Below are 18391 nucleotides of genomic sequence, written 5' to 3'. Positions count from 1 at the left end.
TAAAGATGAAAAAACTAAAAGAGTTTCTTTTTCTATCAGATAAAGGTTATAAAGATTTAAAAAAAGCTATTGTTGCTTGTACGATAACAAATCTAGCCTTAATGCTACCGTTTTGTGTTACAGTAATGTTATTTAATGAATTACTGAACCCGTATGTAGGAAAGCAAATTGCATGGAATCATATATGGTTGCTTTGGGGAATTGGAGTTGTTTCTGCTGTTTTGGTGTTTTTAGCAGCAAGAAATGATTATAGAAAGACATACATTGCGTCTTATCAAGAATCAAATAAAACAAGACTTAATATTGCAGAGCATTTAAGAAAATTACCAATGAGTTTCTTCAATACAAAGGATTTGTCAGAATTGACAACTAACATGATGTCTGATTGTAGCAGCATGGAATCAATGTTAAGTAGTACAATTCCACCTCTCATTGCAAATGGTATTACTGTTACTCTTACTTGTATTTTACTTGCTTTCTTTGATTGGCGTTTAGCGTTATGTATGTATATTACGCTGCCAGTTGCATTTTTGATAATTTGGTTAAGTAAGAACTATCAGAAAAAATTATTTGAACGACAAGTACAAGCAAAGCTAGACGCTTCTAGTCAAGTACAAGAATACCTTGAGGGAATGAAAATTATTAAATCATGTAATTTAAGTGGTTCTCACTTTTCTGCTCTTAACAAAGCATTATTATCTATGAAAAAGATTGCTGTGAAAGTAGAAATGATTTGTGGCGTATTTATGTCGAGTGCAAGCATGATTTTGCAAGCCGGAATTGGTATTGTCATTTTTGTTGGAACAATGTTGTTAGTTAAAGGTGAAATAGAACTGCTCCCATTACTAATGTTCTTTTTGATGGTTACTCGTATATATGGACCAATTCTTGCGATTCTTTCACAATTAACTACATTACTAAATCTTAATGTTGTTACAGAAAGAATGCGTACTCTTTTAAGTACATCTGTAATGCAAGGAAATGATAAAGAAATTGAAAATTGTGATATAGAGTTGGAACATGTTACATTCAGATATAATACAAAAGATGTCATTAAAGATGTGACTTGTAAAATTCCACAAGGAAGTATCACCGCATTGGTAGGTTCATCTGGAAGCGGGAAAAGTACAATTTCAAAATTGATTGCAAGATTTTGGGATATACAGAAAGGTACAATTCGTGTTGGTGGTAAAGATATACGAACAATGGAGCCAGAAAGTCTTATGCGAAAAATGGCTTTTGTATTTCAAGACGTAACATTATTTAATGATACTGTTTTTAACAATATCAGTATTGGAAACCCTAACGCCACAGAGGAAGAAGTTATGGCGGCTGCTAAAGCTGCATACTGTGATGAATTTGTGCGTAATATGCCAGACGGTTATCAAACTGTTTTAGGTGAAAATGGTAGTACATTATCTGGTGGTGAAAGACAAAGAATATCTATTGCACGTGCTTTATTAAAAAATGCTTCAATTATTTTTTTAGATGAAGCAACTGCTTCTCTTGACCCGGAGAACGAAGTTTTAGTGCAAAAGGCTATAGCTCAATTGGTTGAAAACAAAACAGTAATTATGATTGCTCACCGTTTAAGAACAGTTGTAGACGCAGACCAAATATTAGTATTAGATGATGGCAAATTAGTTGAATATGGCACACATAATGAATTGATGAAGAAAAAAGGTGTATATCAAAAATTGTATCATATTCAGCAAGAAAGTCTTGGGTGGACAATTTAAAAACTGATTGAATCAAATATTTAAGAGGTGATAATAATGTGACATTGGGAAAGTCATTAGAAGATTATTTAGAAACAATACTTATACTTAAAATCAAAAAAGGCATGGTTCGCTCTATTGATGTGGCTGATTATATGGGATTTTCAACGCCTCGTGTAAGTCATGCAGTAAAGCAACTTAAAACACAAGGATTCCTACTAATGGATAATAATGGTCAATTGCTTTTAACAGACAGTAGGCAGGCTATGGCTGAGAAAATTTATGAGCGACATTGCTTTTTTACAAAATATCTTACAGAAATGGGTGTAGACCCAAAACTAGCAGAATCAGACGCTTGCAAACTGGAATACGTAATCAGTGACGAGTGTTTTCAAAAATTAAAAGAATCAACTCGTATAGGGAGTGAAAAAGAGGAAGTTTAATCTTCCTCCACTTCCCTAGATTTAATAATTCCGTCAGCGACACTTTCCATGATAACTAAATCTTTATCAGACAGGTTATCAAGCTGCTTTTCTAACTGTATTCTTCTGGTGCTTTTCGCCAGATCAGAAGCAGGAAGAAAAAAAGCGTCTACTGATACATTCAATAAATGAACAAGGTCATAAAGCACTTGTAAACTTGGGTGATGCCCCTTATTTTCAATATTTGTCAGATAACGTGGGTCAATCTCAATCATTGCTCCCACTTGTTCACGGGTTAGACCCTGTTTCATACGAGCTTCTTTGATGGCAAGACCAAAAGCTCTGAAATCGTACTTATCTTCTTTTTTACGCATATGTAATCACCTCAATACATTTTACTGTTCCTGTTGATTTTCTAACAGGTATAGAAAAACGTGTTATATGGTTTGTCAGTTCCTAGTGTGTTAAAAGAACAAAATTACTGTTATACGGTAAATAAAAAAAACCGTTATCGGCAGTAACCTTTTTGCTTATCCAAAAATATTTCTGATTTGATGGCGGTCAAGATAAAGCCGCCGTTTTTCTTTTTCCTCAATTCGGTGGATAAATCATATAAGGTTTTTTTGTTTTGCGGCTCTAGGAGGTAGCCGCATTGAAAGAATCTCATAATCGACATTTTATGACATACCCTTTATTGTCAAAAAAACTGAAATTACCATAGCAGGACAATACACCCTTGAATGTGGTTTTTTACATCATATAACAGGTACAAATGATAAAGCACAAGAACGCTATACAGCCTTTTCTCTTGTGCTTTTTTCGTGCGTAAAAATATTTTTCAAGTTCATTTCTGAAAACGCAACAAATAGCTGCTGCGTGGGTAGCTACTGTGCGGAAAGGGGGATAGAGGGAAAACACCCTCATCTACTCTCACGCAGAAAGGAGGTGAATCAGCATGAAGTCATCTTCTTTCCAACAGGCTATTCAAGCACAGTTTGATTGCCTTACAAAGAAAGTCATTAAAAGAGCAGCAATGAAGTATAACCGTGATATTTCAAGACGCTTGAAACATGAAGTTCCGTTTTCTGAAATTTCAGATTTGGAATTGAACAAAGCAGGCGTTTATGACAAGTATTCCAGCGATTATACAGCGTTCAATGTTCTTGGCATGGAAGTACAAGTATCTGACGACCAGTTAAGCAAAGCACTCAAATGTTTGCCAGAGAGAAAACGCAATATCATTTTGTTGTCATACTTTATGGATATGTCTGACGCAGAAATCGGAGAGCTTATGAACGTGGTACGCACTACTGTTTACCGTCACAGGACAAGCACTCTGGAAGAATTACGAAAAATGATGGAGGAGGAATAAGCATGGACAAAGACCAAAAACATATACCGTTTGCTGTGATTGTGGCGGCTACGAATGGTGATGAAACTGCAATACAGGAAATCTTGGATTTCTATGACGGGTACATATCAAAGTTGAGCTTACGCAAATTGTATGACGAATACGGTAACGTCTACATGGTAGTGGATTCTGAATTAAAAGGCAGAATACAGGCAGCAGTCATGGATATGATTGCAAACTTTGAGATAGTCGTAATCTAATCATTCAGACGGGCGGAGCATTTTCCCCTTTCCTCTGCTCCGCTTGTCAATCTATGAAAGTCCATTATCTAGGTAGTGGATTTTCATAGACTGGCAAATACAGTCGGTAGTTCTTTGACAACTGAATAAAGCAGTCAGATACGTTTGATATGCAGCGAGCCAGCGGAAATTGTACGCCATGACCTAAAAAAGCGAGCGATTCATGCAATGATCCGAGAGCGACTTGTGGAATGGTCGTTCTGCCATGACCTGTATATCTGAATAATGATACACTCGCATGGTGCGGTTCTGCTCATAGGAATGAGAATGGTGAAAGTCCAGTGGAGCTTCCAAAGCCATCTGACTGCTTCGGAAACACACAGTAAAGGAGGTGCATAAGGCAAAAATTTTGCAGTCTGTATGTCAGATATAAGCTGCTGATAATCTATCTCTGATATGGTATACTTTTAACTATGATTAGGAAGAAATGCTGTATTAAAAGGGGTAGAAAGTGATATGAAGATATTGTATGTTACAGATTTACACGGAGATAAAAAGAAGTACAGAAAGATTCTGGACGTAGCCATTGAAAAGGAAATCAAAGTCATTGTAAATGGCGGGGATATGTTACCAAAACAATGTGACCGCCACAGTGAGCAATCGTTTTTTATCAATGGATTCCTTGATGAATATTTTGAGGAACTGAAAAAGCAGGACATCACATACCTTGCCATGCTTGGAAATGATGATTTACTGGCAGCAGATGAAATGTTTGACAATCTTTGCGACAGATTTGAAAATGTCTGCAATATAGCTGGTAGGAAATTTTCTGTCAATGGATATGAATTTATCGGCATGAACTATATTTTAGACCATCCGTTCGGTTGTAAAGACAGGGTTGTTACAGAAACACATTATATTCCGCAGCGTCAGTTAAGTCCTGTAGCCGGAATCTCTAATGCTGTTGATTATGACAGGATTTACAACTGGCTGGAATATTCCAGAACAGAATTACCGCATATGTGTGATGTGCTGAAGAAACTTCCATTGCCGGACGATAGACAAAAAGTGGTTTACGTTATGCACATGCCGCCTGCGGGATTGAGATTAGGACAGTTGCGCTATCAAGATTTGGATATAGGCTCTGTTGATATTTACGAATTTCTGAAAGAAAAACAGCCACTTCTTTCTCTGCACGGACATATACATGAAAGTCCTGACACAGAGAAAGGAAAGTGGATAAACCAGATTCATCAGACAACCTGTATTCAGACTGGACAGACGGAACTTGATGACAAATACATGGTTTATGCGGAGATTGATTTGCAGGAAAAGAAGTATGAACGCAAAGTAATCAGTGTAGATTAGCAGAAAGACACCAGAAATGGTGTTTTTTTGTTGGAAGAAATGAGGTGGGATTATAGGAAAAACAGTACAGTCCAATACAATAAAAATAGGAAATACGACCTTTTATGTAACGTCAGTGTTCTCCGGTACAGTGGATTTGCAGCATTTGATTAAAAGGCTGATTCAAAAGGAAATCGAGCAGGAAAACAATGGATATTAAATTGAGAACAGTGTAATAAGCGGCTGAAAATAATTAAGTAGCGTGGTATAATATTAACAGGATATAAGTTGTTTGTTTGCTGTTGGAAAGGAGTAAAAATGACGAAACAGCAAGCAAGATTAAGAGTTAGATTATATGCACGTTTATCCAAAGATGATGGTGACGCTGATAAAGAAAGCAACAGTATCACAAACCAGTTGCAAATGCTCCGATATTATTCAAAGGAAAAAGGATTTGAAATCATTGACGAGTATGTAGATGATGGCTATTCCGGCACAACATTCAACAGACCGGATTTAAACCGCATGATTGAGGACGCTATGGAAGATACACAGCCTAGTGGAATCATGGTAAAGGATATGTCAAGGTTCGGTCGCAACAATGCCATGTTCATGTATTACGTGGAAGAAATCTTCCCGAACAATGACATTCTCTTTATCGCACTGAATGATGATGTTGACACAAGATATGAGGATAACGAGATGATGCCATTCAAATCTATTATGAATGAGTATTATGCACGTGATACCTCAAAGAAAATCCGAAGCGTCAAGAAAACAACTGCTTTAAGTGGCGGGTTCTGCGGTTCATTCGCTCCGTATGGTTATAGGGTTGACCCGAACAATAAGCGTAAACTACTGATAGACCCGGAAACAGCGCCTATCGTCAAGCGTATTTTTGAAATGTCGAAACAGGGAAACAGTGTTCATCAGATAGCAAGAACATTGTGTGAAGAAAAGATTTTGATTCCGAGAGCCTACAGAGCAATGAAGAATGGCACGCTGGAAACAAGCACAGGGTTCCGATTCCCTACCGACTGGGTTGGAAAAAATGTTAAGATGATTTTGGAAAATCAAGTGTATCTCGGTCATATGGTATCGCACAAGACACAGACAAAATCATTCAAGAACAGAAAACTGGTAGCGGTTCCTAAGGAAGATTGGATTGTTGTAAAAAACACCCATGAAGCTATCATTGATGAAGAAACCTTTGAACTGGTACAGAAATTCATCAGTGTAAAGAAAAGACCAAATAAGACTGGACGACCAAATATGTTTGTGGGGCTTGTAAAATGCCCGGACTGTGGACGCAATATGGCGTTCTCCAATCCAAACGGGAGAGAGCCGAGATTTCGTTGCAGGACATATGCCAGAAACAGCAACCTCTGCACAACTCATGCAATTTCCTATGACGCATTAGTGAAGATTGTCATGGACGACATTCAAAAGCATATCAAGAATATGGAAACATTAGGCGACCAGTTCATTGAAGAAATGAGGGTGTTGAGTGAATCCGGCGGCGGTAAGAAAATCAAGCAGTTTAAACAGGAATTGGAACTGGCAGAAAAGCGTATTGCTGAAATTGACAGTATCATAATGAAGCTGTTTGAGCAGAATGTAGCAGGAAAGATTTCTGATGGACGTTTTGAGAAAATGTCTGTAACTTATGAAAATGAGCAGAGAGAACTTGAAGAAAGGCGTAAGGCATTAAAAGAGAAAATCGAAGCCGAGGACTACAAGACGAAAAATACAAACAAATTTTTAGAAACCATACGCAAGTATGAAAATGTAACAGAGTTAAACCGTTCTATGCTGGTTGAACTGATTGACAGTATATATGTGTATCAAGCAGAGGGAACCGGCAAAGAACGTACTCAAAAAGTGGAAATCAATTATAGATTTCTTTGTGAGTCCCAATGTGGTATTGCATGAAGGCAATGGACGTAGTACAAGAATTTGGTTAGACTGTATTTTAAAAAAAGAATTAAAATGTGTTATTGATTGGAATGAAGTTGATAAAGAGGATTATTTATTGACTATGGAGAGAAGTCCAATAAAAGATGTGGAAATTAAGGTTTTATTAAAGAACGCGTTAACAGATAAGATTGCTGATCGAGAAGTATATATGAAGGGAATTGATGCTAGTTATTATTATGAGGGATATAATATTTATAAGTCAGAAAATTTAAAAAGATAGAGTTATCTTTTTAAACTGATGAAATAAAAGGGATAACTATGTACTAATATTTGAAAACTGCATGTTAAACCCAAAATTAACACGTGGTTTGGATGTCATTAAAATGTTAATCGTGGACTAGACTTTATATATAATTAGTATAATAAAGTAAAACAAAGAATATGATCAGAAGCTAAAAAATTATATATATTAAAAGAGTTGAGAAATCTAAAAAGAATAGATTTCTTTTTTTCATAATTTATATTTAATTGTTGGTATAAATTTTCTATGCTACAATAGCAATAGAAATAATTTCATAAATTAAAATTGTGAGGTGAAACTGTTTGATTGAAATAAAAGAAATATGTAAAAATGATTATAAAAAGGCACAAAAATTTGCAATTCAAGGAATGCATTTAGATTGGTATATGAATAGCAAAGCAGTTTTGGCTTTGTACGCAAAATATTTTTGGTATATGGAATTGAATCGTGCAACAAAAGTTTATGGTGCTTATGTTGATGATGCTTTTGTGGGTGTTTTGATGGCTGAAATGAAGAATGAACCGAAATGCTATCACAGCTTATCTAAAGCGATTTATGTGAAGATATTCGATTGGCTTCAACATCTCATCGCAAGAAAAGGTGTTGCCGAATATGACGAAGCAAATCATGATATGTATAATTCCTTCTGCCAAAAGAATAATCCAGATGGAGAAATTATTTTTCTAGCTGCCGACCCCAACTGCAAAATTAAAGGTGTTGGAACAGCATTGTTGTCTGCGTTTGAAGAAGATGAAAAAGAGAAGATTGTTTATCTATATACAGATAATGCCTGTACTTATCAATTCTATGAGCATAGAGGCTTTGAACGGTCAGAGGAACGACAAGTTATACTTGATTTGGATAAAAAGCAAGTTCCTTTAACCTGTCTGCTTTATACAAAGAAAATTGCTGGAAAGTAATAAGTGAATAAATTGCAGTTTATGAAACAGGGAGAAGTATTGTTTATACAGCACCAGACTGTCAGGCTGTAGCGTCTTTTAAAGTAAGTGATCCAATGTAAAGTTAAAGTAAATAAATTTGGTAAGTTAGAATTAATCAAATACAACGTAGATTTAATACGTGGTTTGGATGTCATTAAAAATACTAATGGTGTACTAAACTTTATACATATAATTAATATAATGCAGTTAATGGGGATGATATTATGAAATTCAATTTTTATTTTAGGAACCAGATCAATAAAAGAAAGAGATAAGAAGAAATGGGTGAAAAAGTTATTATTACATCAAATAGTATGGGTGCAATATTGCTAGCAATAGTTGTTAAAAAGTAGATTTTGAAGTTGCTGAAAAATCCAATATTCGGATTGATAATCACTATATGGAAGTAATTTAGATTGCTTCTTGGCATTATAGAAAAGATAAAGCAAAAAAACTACCTCGTATGTATTGGTCAACCGTGAGATAATTATTTCATAGTTGTAAATCTAAGGTATGATTGCTTATCGACTGTTCTTTTTCTCACTTACATTGTAGTTCATGCATAAATGAGTGCCAAATACAAAATCAACTAATAAAATATAATTATTAGAATTTGATGAGGTCTATATGAAAATAGAAAAAATAACATGTGGTATAGCAAATGCTTTTTTAATCCATAGAGATAATGGCAGTATACTAATAGATACTGGCACTAAAAGATACAAGAAAAAGGTTTTATAATGTTGTGAAAAAGCAAATGTAAAACTTATTATTCTAACTCATGGACATTTTGATCATTGTCAAAACACTTCTTATTTAGTGAAAAAATTAAATTGTTTTGTAGGAATTGGAAGAGAAGATGTTTTGCTTCTAGAAAAAAATGAAAAACGTAAACTGTTTGGTAAGGGATTATGGGGGAGTTTCTATGCAAGGGCATCAAATTGCAATATTTGGAAAAATAATGTAGAGAGTGTTTCACCTAATATTATTTTAGATGCAGGAATGTCATTGTTGGAATATGGAGTAGATGGAAATGTTATCAGACTGCAAGGTCATACCAAAGGCTCTATAGGTATAGCATTAACGTCAGGAGAACTTTTTGTTGGGGATGCAATGCAAAATATTATTTTTCCTACTACAACATGGTGCTTTGAAGATTATCAACAGGCACAAGAAAGTGCTAAACTAATAAAAAGTATAAATGCGAAAAAAATATATTATGGGCATGGGTGAAGAACAGAAAGAGTAATAATTTAAATATGAGGAGGATAAAATAGTAAATGAAAGCTATAGAAAATACAAATAAAACTTACTTTGAATGTTTTGCATTTGGTGACAATCCTGAAATGGCAGACGAGCTTTTGGCTCTAGTACTTTCTGGAAAGAAAACTGCAACAGTTTCCGTTGTATTGGAAAATGAGCAGGTACCAAGTGTTGGAGACTTATCACTGGTGCTTGATGGGCATGGCAACCCAGCCTGTGTGATAAAAACAGTGTATCTTGAAATTGTTAAGTTTTGCGACCTAACTTGGGATATGGTAAAACTTGAGGGTGAGGACGAAACCTTTGAACAATGGAGAACGGGTAATATACGCTATTGGACGAGAGATGCTATAAAACGTGGTTATACTTTTACAGAACAAACACCTATTACTTTTGAACGTTTTGAAGTTGTCGAAGTATTTAACAAATAAGATTTGGAAACTTCTGTTTGTAGGGCAAGAGATTAATTAGAATAATAGAATAGCAATTAATCTGCAATCTATGTAAGAGAAGTCAACTTGTAAACACTGTCTACCTTGGAAATATCATATCAATAAATGAAGTAAAATTTTAGATACATTAGAGGAAATGAGAACACCAATGGAGGGTACAATTCAGGGAGAACTATTATCATAATGTATGGACTTTGACATATGTTTTATTCATTGAATAGTAACAGTTTGTATTTAATGTTCAAAAAAATAATACTTGAAAACGCTTAAATATATGCTATAATATTTGTAACTAGTTTATACATACTGATTTAGTGCACTAAAAAGTATGGTTGTTAGGGTTGTTACTGATAATGCAGGCAAAGCCTAAGTAAATAATTTTTTTCACATTTGTGAGGATAATTTTATTTATTTAGGCTTTTTTTGTTGCCTAAATAATAGAAAGGATGATTCGCTTGAAGATTAAAAGAGTATTTAATAACAATGTAGTATTAGTCTACAAAGATGACGACGAAGCTGTTATCTTTGGTAAAGGTATTGGTTTCCAAAAGAAGCATGGAGATACTTTAGACGAAACTAAAATTGGTAAGATTTTTACTACAAACAAAAAACAAAGTTCTAACTTTGAAACTCTATTTAATGAAATATCAACTGAATATGTAGATTTAACTTACAAAATTGTTGAACAAGCTGAATCAGATCTTAACATTGAGTTCAATAGTAGTATCTATATTGCTGTCATGGACCATATAAATTATGCATTAGTTAGAGCTCAAGATAATTTATTTATAAAAAATGACTTAATATGGGAAATTCAAAGAACTTATCCTAATGAATATAAAGCTGCTCTTAATACTTTAAGTATTATTAAAAAAGATACAGGTATAGAGTTACCAGTAGATGAAGCAGGAACTTTAGCAATACATTATTTTAATGCCGAAGATCATAAAAATCATTTAGATAACTCTTTAAAAGCTGCTGATATTATTCAAGGAATTGTTAAGATTATTCAATTCTATTTTAAAATAGAATTTGATCAAACTGATATGAATTATAACAGACTTATGACGCATTTAAGATTCTTTATAAATAGTCTATTAAGCAATGAAAAAAGAAATGAAAATGATGATGAATACTTATTTAATCAAATGGTTATTAAATATCCAGATATTTATGATTGCACTTTAAATATTCGTAAATATATTATGAATAAATTGAATAAAGAAGTAAAAAATGAAGAACTATTATATCTGATGATTCATATTAATCGTATTATAGAAAAAGAAAAAATAAAAAAGGAGACTTCGATTCATGAATAAATATGAACAACTTACTAAAGATATAGTAAGTGCGTTAGGTGGAGTTGAAAATATTCAAAGCGTTACTCATTGTGCAACAAGATTACGTTTTTCTTTAAACTCTAAAGATAAATCTGATAAAGCTAAAATTGAAAAAATCAATGGTGTATTAGGTACACAAATCGGTGCAGGAACATTCCAGGTATTAATCGGAACACATGTTTCTGATGTTTACGATGAATTATTAACGATTCCTGGTATTACAGGAAAAGGTGAAGTAGCAGATGATGAAGATACGACTATTGCTAGTGAAAAAGTAAGTTTATTTGATCGTTTTACTAGAATGATGTCTACAGTATTCTCTCCATATATTCCAGTATTAGCAACTGGAGGTATTGCAAGTGGAGTTGTTGGTTTATTAGCCAACCTAGGTGTAATGACTACAGATAGTTTAACTTATCAAACTTTCTATTCTATTTTTTATTCACTCATTTATTTCTTCCCAATCTTATTAGCATTTACAGCAGCAAAACATTTTAGATCTAATCAATATGTTGCTGCAGTATTAGGGGCAAGTATTATGTATCCTGGTGTTGCTGATTTATTGGTTGCTGGTGAAAAAGCTGATTTATTTGGTATTAATTTTCCAGCATTTCATTTTGCCAGTTCATTTATCCCAATCTTATTAGCAATTTTCTGTATGAGTTATTTTGAAAGATGGTTAAAGAAAACAGTGCCTGCTACGTTACAATTTATTGTTGTACCTGCTGCCTGCTTATTTATATTTGTACCATTAACGATTATGGTATTTGGTCCAGTAGGAAGTTTAGTTGCTAATGGAATCTCTACTGTATATCAAGCAGTTATGGCTTATCCAATTATAAGTTGCACATTATTAGGGGCTTTATTTTCATTAATTATTCTAGTAGGAATGCATTGGGCTGTAACTCCTATCATGTTAGGAATTTTAGCGACTCAAGGATATGAAGCAGGTCTTGCTGCTGGTGGTATGGGTAACTATGCTGTATTAGGAATTTGTTTAGCTGTTATGATTTTTGATAAAAACAAAGAAATGAAACAAACAGCTGGATCAAGTTCATTTACTTTAGCATTATGTGGAATTTCTGAACCTTGTCTATATGGTGTTATATTAAAAGATAAAAAATATATTATGAATATGTTAGTAGCTGGTGCTATTGGTGGATTCATTTGTGGTATCACAGGTGTAGCTGCAACTAACTTTGCATATGCTGGTATTTTATCATTTGGAGCATGGTTAACTGCAAAAAGTTTTGTATGGTATTGTGTGGCAATTGTCGTTTCTGTTGTTGTTGGATTTGTATTAACTGCATTTATGTTAAAAACGAACCAATCAAAAAAAGCTTAAGTCCAAACGAAATAATTACATCGCCTGTATCAGGAGATGTAATTGATTTGATTTATGTCAATGATCCTTTATTTGCTAATGGAATAATAGGTGAAGGTGTAGCAATTCTTTCTGCCGATGAGGATATATACGCTCCAATAAGTGGTGTGATTTCTGTATTGTATAAAACGAAACATGCTATTGGAATCACAAGTGATAATGGTGTGGAATTATTAATTCATATTGGAATTGATACTGTACGTTTGGACGGTAAATATTTTAAAAGTTATGTGCAGAAAGGTGAAAGAATTACATTAGGTCAAAAACTATTGTCTTATAATCAAAAACAAGTTCAATTAGAAGGTTATGATACTACAATTATGGTCATTGTTACTAATTCAAAAAAATATAATATGAACTGTTGTTATGGTTATGATATTAGTGAGGGAGAAAAAATTATTAATATTAAATAAGCAAAGGGGAAACATAAGTTTCCCCTTGTATATAGAAAGTAGGTAAAATATGAAATATAAAAATTTATTTACACCAATTAAAATTAATCAAACAATAATTAAAAATAGGATTGTCGCTGCACCGATTGGAGATGTTTTTGAAGAAAAGGCAATAGGTGGAGCAGGGATAGTTGTTGCTGGACATGCAATTGTTGAATATGGTAGATCTAGTTTTGCTAGTCCAACAGAACCAGATGTGTTTTCTAAATATGAAGTAGAAAAAACAGTGGAAAGAATCAGAAAAATTCATGCTGGTGGAGCAAAAGCTTCTATTGAGATTTTCCACGGAGGGAGATATGCTAGAGTTTTAGATTTTGCTGTAGGGCCTCATGATGAAGTCAGAAAAGATGGAGTCGTTGTTAAAGCAATGGATGAACAAATGATGAAAGAAGTTTGTGATGCCTATGCTAATACTGCAAAAAATGCTATGGATGTAGGGTTCGATATGATTTTCTTGCACTTTGGGCATGGATGGTTACCTGCTCAATTCTTATCGCCTTTATTTAACAAAAGAGAAGATGAGTATGGTGGAAGTCTAGAAAATAGAATGAAATTTCCAAAAATGATTCTAGAAACAATTAGAAATAAAGTTGGACCTCATTTTCCTATTGATATGAGAATAAGTGCTAATGAGTGGGTAGAAGGAAGTATTGAATTTAAAGATGTTAAAACTTTTATTAAAGAAGTAGAACACTTAATTGATACTGTACAAATCTCCGCCGGATTAGATATTAATCATGAGGGTAACGTACATTGTATTACGACAAACTTTATCGAACATATGCCAAATCTAGAATATGCAGCACAGGTTAAAAAAGAAGTTTCTATTCCTGTTTCTGTAGTGGGTGCTGTATTATCTCCTCAAGAAGCAGATTCTATTATTGCGGAAGGGAAAGTAGATTTAGTTGCGTTTGGAAGGTCTTTTATCGCTGATCCTTCTTGGCCCAATAAAGCGATGGAGGGAAGGGATGATGACATCTCTCCTTGTTTAAGATGTTTACAATGCTATCATATATCAACAAATCATCGTAATGTTGGATGTTCAGTCAATCCTAGATTTATGAATGAAGACTTTATTCCGAAAACATTTACAACATCTGCTCATAGAAAAAAAGTTGTCATTATTGGTGGTGGTCCTGGTGGTATGAAAGCGGCCATCACAGCAAGTGAAAGAGGGCATGATGTTACTCTTTTAGAAAAAGACTCAAAACTAGGTGGTCAACTTAAATATATTTCTAAAGAGTTCTTTAAAGAAGATGTAAAAAAATTCTATAATCATTTGAAAGCACAAGTAGCAAAACATGATATCTTAGTGAAAACTCATTGTGAAGCAACACCTTCTATGGTTAAGGAGATGAATCCTGATGCAATTATAATAGCAGTTGGTGCGAGTGAAACTATTCCACCTATTAAAGGGATTGATAAAAAACTTGTAATTAGTGCGACTCATGCTTTGGAAATTGAAGATCAATTAAAAGGTAATATTATTATACTTGGTGGTGGAACTGTGGGCGCAGAGATAGCTCTCGAACAATCACTTATTCATAAAAATAATGTTTCAATCATTGAACTGGGTGATGAACTAGCGACGCAAGGAAATATGCTATATAAAATTGGATTAAGACAAACTATGGAGAAATGTGAATCCTTAACAACTTATCTCAATACGCAATGCACTGAAGTTAAAGATAACAGTGTCATCATAAAGAATGAAGCTGGAATTATCAAAGAAATTCCAGCTGATAAAGTTATTGTTTGTACAGGAATGAAATCATTAAATATATTAGCAGAATCTTTCTATGGAATTACACCAAATGTGACTATGATAGGTGATTGTGTTAAACCAAGAAAAATTATGGAAGCAGTTTTTGAAGGTCATTCAATTGCTTTAAATTTATAGGAGATAAATATGAAATTTTTTAATAGAAAAAAAGAGAATGAAAATAATATCAATATTGTATCTCCAATAAAAGGAGATGTATTACCAATTGAACAAACTCCTGATCAGTTATTTGCTGGAAAGGCATTAGGAGATGGAGTCGTTATTAAACCTAAACATGGAAGCTTATATAGCCCATGTCATGGTGTTGTTGAGGTTTTATTTCCTACAAAACATGCTATTGGAATAAGACTAGATAATGGCGCAAGTCTTTTCATTCATTTTGGCCTTGAAACAGTTCGTTTAAATGGACAAGGATTTGAAACCTTTGTAAAACAAGGTCAAAGAATCAAAAAAGGTAAATTATTACTTGAAGTGGATTTAGACTATATTAGAGAAAATGCAGCAGATGATTGCGTTATTCTTGCTATTTCTGAATTAAAAGATAATTTCACAATAAATAAGAACTATGGAGTACATGAAGTAGGAGATGATATTATTACTATTAAAGGTAAGTAGTATTTAAATGTAAGAAAAATAGCTTTGCATGATTAGTAATTATGCAAATTATAAAAAGACTGTGAGGATTTGGGATTTCAATCTTCACAGTTTTTGTAGTTTAGAGCTATTTTAGATGTTGATTTTGAGAAAGATAAACTTCATGATTTCCAACAAAAAAGATATTATTAAACAATTTTGATGCACTAAGCATAGAAATATAGATATCATTGAAATGTATACTAGACTTTATATATAATTTGTAAAATAAAGTTAATTGTTATTTAATAAGTATCTCGAATATGTAGATTAACTACCTTTAGAATAAATTGTAGCAAATATAGAATATGCCTTAACAGAAGGACAATGACTATCTAATGAAAAAGTAAGAGAAGGTATCTTTTATAAAGGGTGTATATTTAATTGGTGATATAAAGTTTCTATGATAAAATAAAGTTAGAATTATTAGAGATTTTTATAAACGATATATGATGAAAAATAATGCATCTTTGAATGAAGATTTTAAAATCATTGAGGAAATTGTTGGAAAGGTTAAAGAGTATAAGCCATTTTCAGATAATAATTATTCTATTGGATTAGAAGAAGGTGGGGGAATATTTGTTGTTATAAATAAATATTCAGACTTCACAATATTCAAGTTCTTAGTAAACTCATAGTTTACAGGAAGTCAGAATGAAAAATTTTTATTTCATAAGCTAAAAATGATTAGTTATAAATTATAATTTTCTATATGCATATGAAATGGTGGAGGATATATGAACTTTAAAGAACGTGCAAAGAATTTAAAACAAGATATTCCAACTGTCTTCTTATCTTTAAAAGATCAAGATATGCCTATGTTAGCAAAAACGCTGGCGATGATTACTATTATATATGCACTTTCGCCAATTGACTTAATTCCTGATATTATACCAGTTTTGGGATATTTGGATGATATTATTATTTTACCATTTTTAATAGCATTGACAATCAAGTTGATTCCTAAAAATATATGGGAAAGAAATCACAATGCAGCTAAGGATTTATGGAAAGATGGCAAACCTAAAAAATGGTACTATGGAATTCCAATCATTTTGATTTGGATTTTGATTGTATTGTTTATTTTAAAAATATTATTCTTTTCATAAATCTTCTGAAAATTAATAAAAAACTGTGCTCATGATTTCATTATATGATTTTGTAGTTAAGTAAGTTTATTTTTATTGAGGAAGAAAGAAGTTCAAAGAATGAAAAGTCATAATATTTATGAAATATGAAGAATTTAATAAAAAATAAATCTAACAGTTATTAAACGAGGAAATAGTGTTATTTCATAATAATAAAATTAAAAATTTTTAATTATATATATCTAAACATATGATATAATAGAGAATATATAGGAATATATTGTAATTATTTATAATTTGTTGCACTTATAAATGAATATAATGGATTATCAAAAAGAGGTAAGGAAAATGGATAAAGATGAAGATATAAATCAATTGACAGATTTATTAATTGATAATGAAATTGATGAGCGTACAATAGAAATTGCTTTGTCTATTATATGTCATCGTTTCTCATTTACAAGCGGAGCTGTATATGAAACAGATGATATACGCTTTTTTTATAAAAAAGAAACATATAGTAATGGATTTAATCTACCTGATAGAGTTTCGTACACTATTTCTAAAATACCTGGGAAAGTAGATCAATCAATGCATTTTATTACGAGAGTGACTTATAAACCTTCTACAGAAATTAATATACTAGATGTTTTTCATACAGAGAATCTGATTATTGTTCCATTAACTAATACTGAATCGCAAGGATTTCTTGTGTTTACAGGTAATAATGAGAGTAGGGAATTAAATAGTCAAGAAAAGCGTCATTTGTTTATTATGACAGGGCTTATATCTCGATATATAATTACAAGAATTGGTGAAAATAAAGTCAAATTAATGCAAGCAACTTATGAGAGCATTATGGATAGTACTGGTATTGATATCTATGTAAATGATTTTTATACACATGATATTCTTTATGTAAATAAATCAATGGCAATACCTTATGGTGGAAAAGAAGTTTTTGAAGGAAGAAAATGTTGGGAAGTACTCTTTCCAGGTCAAACTGGACCATGTGACTTTTGTCCTCAGAAACATATCATAGATGGAAATGAAAAACCATCATCTGTTTATACATGGGATTATCAGCGTGCTTTCGATGGATCTTGGTTTCGAGTATTTAGTTCTGCTTTTTATTGGACAGATGGACGTCTTGCCCACGTAGTTAGTAGTGCTAATATTACAGATAATAAGCAAAAAGAGGAACTTATTCAATATATGGCAAATTATGATGAATTAACGAGTCTGCCAAATCATAGAAAATTATTAAGAGATGGCGAACAAATCATTGAGCATATAGAAGAATATGAGAAGATGTTTCTTTTGTTTTTTGATATAGATGGATTTAAAGCCATAAATGATACCTATGGACATGATGCAGGAGATAATTTTCTGATTGAACTTAGTCAATTCTTTAAAGGAATACCAATGCTTAAGGATTGTGTATATCGTAAAGGTGGAGATGAATTTGTAGCTATAATTCATGGAAAAGGTATGACAAGAATGAATATTACTAATCTTTCAAGGTTTATTCACAATCGTTTTGAAAAAACATGGTTACTGAATAAAACTAAAGTCAAATGTGATGTTAGCATTGGTGTTGCCTGCTATGGAGAAGATGCTACGACTATGAAAGAACTTTTGTATATTTCAGATATGGCAATGTATCAAGCTAAAAGGAAAGGGCCTGGTAACACGTGTTATGGAATAGATGTTGTTAAAAACTTTGATTAATGCAAGTTTGATGTATAATTTTAGGGAGT

19 protein-coding genes and 1 pseudogene are annotated in these 18391 nt (G+C 32.7%); 19 read left to right on the top strand and 1 reads right to left on the bottom strand.

Annotated elements, in window-relative coordinates:
• Positions 1–5 precede the first annotated feature (5 nt).
• Both GQF29_RS07870 and GQF29_RS07865 read left to right on the top strand, forming a co-directional pair.
• A complete protein-coding gene (locus GQF29_RS07870) occupies positions 6–1739 on the top strand; it encodes an ABC transporter ATP-binding protein (protein WP_005335599.1) in 1734 nt (577 codons plus the stop codon).
• A 38-nt stretch (positions 1740–1777) separates the two neighbouring features.
• Positions 1778–2161 (top strand): iron dependent repressor, metal binding and dimerization domain protein, encoded by a 384-nt coding sequence (locus GQF29_RS07865; protein ID WP_054688747.1) that lies wholly within the window; start codon positions 1778–1780, stop codon positions 2159–2161.
• Here the strand turns inward: GQF29_RS07865 and GQF29_RS07860 are convergent.
• Positions 2158–2514, bottom strand: a complete 357-nt coding sequence (locus GQF29_RS07860) for a helix-turn-helix domain-containing protein (protein WP_054688745.1) — start codon at positions 2512–2514, stop codon at positions 2158–2160. The two genes, GQF29_RS07865 and GQF29_RS07860, sit on opposite strands and share 4 nt — an antisense overlap.
• Positions 2515–3095: 581 nt before the next feature.
• Between GQF29_RS07860 and GQF29_RS07850 the strand changes: the two genes are divergently transcribed.
• From GQF29_RS07850 to GQF29_RS07770, 17 genes and pseudogenes are all read left to right on the top strand, one after another.
• Entirely contained in the window at positions 3096–3512 is a 417-nt protein-coding gene (locus tag GQF29_RS07850) for a sigma-70 family RNA polymerase sigma factor (protein ID WP_005335591.1), read from the top strand.
• A gap of 2 nt (positions 3513–3514) precedes the next feature.
• Complete coding sequence (locus tag GQF29_RS07845) at positions 3515–3751, top strand: helix-turn-helix domain-containing protein (RefSeq protein WP_005335589.1); 237 nt, start codon at positions 3515–3517, stop codon at positions 3749–3751.
• Between the two features lie 495 nt (positions 3752–4246).
• Entirely contained in the window at positions 4247–5098 is an 852-nt protein-coding gene (locus GQF29_RS07835; RefSeq protein WP_054688743.1) for a metallophosphoesterase family protein, read from the top strand.
• Positions 5099–5395: 297 nt separating this feature from the next.
• Positions 5396–7009 (top strand): recombinase family protein, encoded by a 1614-nt coding sequence (locus GQF29_RS07830; protein ID WP_009203313.1) that lies wholly within the window; start codon positions 5396–5398, stop codon positions 7007–7009.
• Positions 6996–7274: a hypothetical protein gene (locus tag GQF29_RS07825; protein ID WP_437177867.1), complete on the top strand. Its 279-nt coding sequence runs from the start codon at positions 6996–6998 to the stop codon at positions 7272–7274. Before GQF29_RS07830 ends, GQF29_RS07825 begins: the two co-directional genes overlap by 14 nt.
• A 323-nt stretch (positions 7275–7597) precedes the next feature.
• The gene (locus tag GQF29_RS07820) at positions 7598–8215 is read left to right on the top strand and encodes a GNAT family N-acetyltransferase (RefSeq protein WP_054325194.1); all 618 of its coding nucleotides are present in this window, start codon (positions 7598–7600) and stop codon (positions 8213–8215) included.
• A 648-nt stretch (positions 8216–8863) separates the two neighbouring features.
• Positions 8864–8977 carry an MBL fold metallo-hydrolase gene (locus GQF29_RS18615; protein WP_236916405.1) on the top strand — a complete coding sequence of 38 codons (114 nt, stop codon included), beginning with the start codon at positions 8864–8866 and terminating at the stop codon, positions 8975–8977.
• Between the two features lie 24 nt (positions 8978–9001).
• Positions 9002–9469 (top strand): annotated as a pseudogene (locus tag GQF29_RS07815) (MBL fold metallo-hydrolase); the annotation flags it as partial.
• A 47-nt stretch (positions 9470–9516) separates the two neighbouring features.
• Entirely contained in the window at positions 9517–9930 is a 414-nt protein-coding gene (locus tag GQF29_RS07810) for an ASCH domain-containing protein (protein ID WP_008789095.1), read from the top strand.
• A 476-nt stretch (positions 9931–10406) separates the two neighbouring features.
• Entirely contained in the window at positions 10407–11270 is an 864-nt protein-coding gene (locus GQF29_RS07805) for a PRD domain-containing protein (protein WP_017144030.1), read from the top strand.
• Entirely contained in the window at positions 11263–12636 is a 1374-nt protein-coding gene (locus GQF29_RS07800; RefSeq protein ID WP_008789097.1) for a PTS transporter subunit EIIC, read from the top strand. Before GQF29_RS07805 ends, GQF29_RS07800 begins: the two co-directional genes overlap by 8 nt.
• The gene (locus GQF29_RS07795; protein ID WP_282767595.1) at positions 12522–13088 is read left to right on the top strand and encodes a PTS sugar transporter subunit IIA; all 567 of its coding nucleotides are present in this window, start codon (positions 12522–12524) and stop codon (positions 13086–13088) included. The genes GQF29_RS07800 and GQF29_RS07795 overlap by 115 nt, the downstream gene beginning before the upstream one ends.
• Before the next feature lie 49 nt (positions 13089–13137).
• Positions 13138–15027 carry an oxidoreductase gene (locus tag GQF29_RS07790; RefSeq protein ID WP_008789099.1) on the top strand — a complete coding sequence of 630 codons (1890 nt, stop codon included), beginning with the start codon at positions 13138–13140 and terminating at the stop codon, positions 15025–15027.
• 9 nt (positions 15028–15036) lie between these two features.
• Positions 15037–15525, top strand: coding sequence for a PTS sugar transporter subunit IIA (locus GQF29_RS07785; protein ID WP_008789100.1), 489 nt, complete (start codon positions 15037–15039; stop codon positions 15523–15525).
• Positions 15526–15995: 470 nt separating this feature from the next.
• Complete coding sequence (locus tag GQF29_RS07780; RefSeq protein WP_236916404.1) at positions 15996–16181, top strand: hypothetical protein; 186 nt, start codon at positions 15996–15998, stop codon at positions 16179–16181.
• 99 nt (positions 16182–16280) lie between these two features.
• On the top strand, positions 16281–16652 hold the full coding sequence (locus GQF29_RS07775; RefSeq protein ID WP_008789102.1) for a YkvA family protein: 372 nt from the start codon (positions 16281–16283) through the stop codon (positions 16650–16652).
• Positions 16653–16979: 327 nt separating this feature from the next.
• Complete coding sequence (locus GQF29_RS07770) at positions 16980–18362, top strand: sensor domain-containing diguanylate cyclase (RefSeq protein ID WP_008789103.1); 1383 nt, start codon at positions 16980–16982, stop codon at positions 18360–18362.
• The last annotated feature ends 29 nt before the right edge of the window (positions 18363–18391 follow it).

Origin of the sequence: Coprobacillus cateniformis (assembly GCF_009767585.1) — a bacterium.
In the GTDB taxonomy this organism is placed as follows: Bacteria; Bacillota_I; Bacilli_A; order Erysipelotrichales; family Coprobacillaceae; genus Coprobacillus; species Coprobacillus cateniformis.
The sequence above is the reverse complement of the archived record's forward strand: the minus strand, read 5'-3'. Positions and strand labels throughout refer to the sequence as shown.

Bases quoted from the DNA above. Each gene is read 5' to 3' on its own strand.
- GQF29_RS07795 (WP_282767595.1), top strand. From the start codon at position 12,522: ATGGTTAACTGCAAAAAGTTTTGTATGGTATTGTGTGGCAATTGTCGT.
- GQF29_RS07775 (WP_008789102.1), top strand. From the start codon at position 16,281: ATGAACTTTAAAGAACGTGCAAAGAATTTAAAACAAGATATTCCAACT.
- GQF29_RS07860 (WP_054688745.1), bottom strand. From the start codon at position 2,514: ATGCGTAAAAAAGAAGATAAGTACGATTTCAGAGCTTTTGGTCTTGCC.
- GQF29_RS07830 (WP_009203313.1), top strand. From the start codon at position 5,396: ATGACGAAACAGCAAGCAAGATTAAGAGTTAGATTATATGCACGTTTA.
- GQF29_RS07850 (WP_005335591.1), top strand. From the start codon at position 3,096: ATGAAGTCATCTTCTTTCCAACAGGCTATTCAAGCACAGTTTGATTGC.
- GQF29_RS07835 (WP_054688743.1), top strand. From the start codon at position 4,247: ATGAAGATATTGTATGTTACAGATTTACACGGAGATAAAAAGAAGTAC.
- GQF29_RS07785 (WP_008789100.1), top strand. From the start codon at position 15,037: ATGAAATTTTTTAATAGAAAAAAAGAGAATGAAAATAATATCAATATT.
- GQF29_RS07845 (WP_005335589.1), top strand. From the start codon at position 3,515: ATGGACAAAGACCAAAAACATATACCGTTTGCTGTGATTGTGGCGGCT.
- GQF29_RS07780 (WP_236916404.1), top strand. From the start codon at position 15,996: ATGAAAAATAATGCATCTTTGAATGAAGATTTTAAAATCATTGAGGAA.
- GQF29_RS18615 (WP_236916405.1), top strand. From the start codon at position 8,864: ATGAAAATAGAAAAAATAACATGTGGTATAGCAAATGCTTTTTTAATC.
- GQF29_RS07870 (WP_005335599.1), top strand. From the start codon at position 6: ATGAAAAAACTAAAAGAGTTTCTTTTTCTATCAGATAAAGGTTATAAA.
- GQF29_RS07770 (WP_008789103.1), top strand. From the start codon at position 16,980: ATGGATAAAGATGAAGATATAAATCAATTGACAGATTTATTAATTGAT.
- GQF29_RS07810 (WP_008789095.1), top strand. From the start codon at position 9,517: ATGAAAGCTATAGAAAATACAAATAAAACTTACTTTGAATGTTTTGCA.
- GQF29_RS07790 (WP_008789099.1), top strand. From the start codon at position 13,138: ATGAAATATAAAAATTTATTTACACCAATTAAAATTAATCAAACAATA.
- GQF29_RS07800 (WP_008789097.1), top strand. From the start codon at position 11,263: ATGAATAAATATGAACAACTTACTAAAGATATAGTAAGTGCGTTAGGT.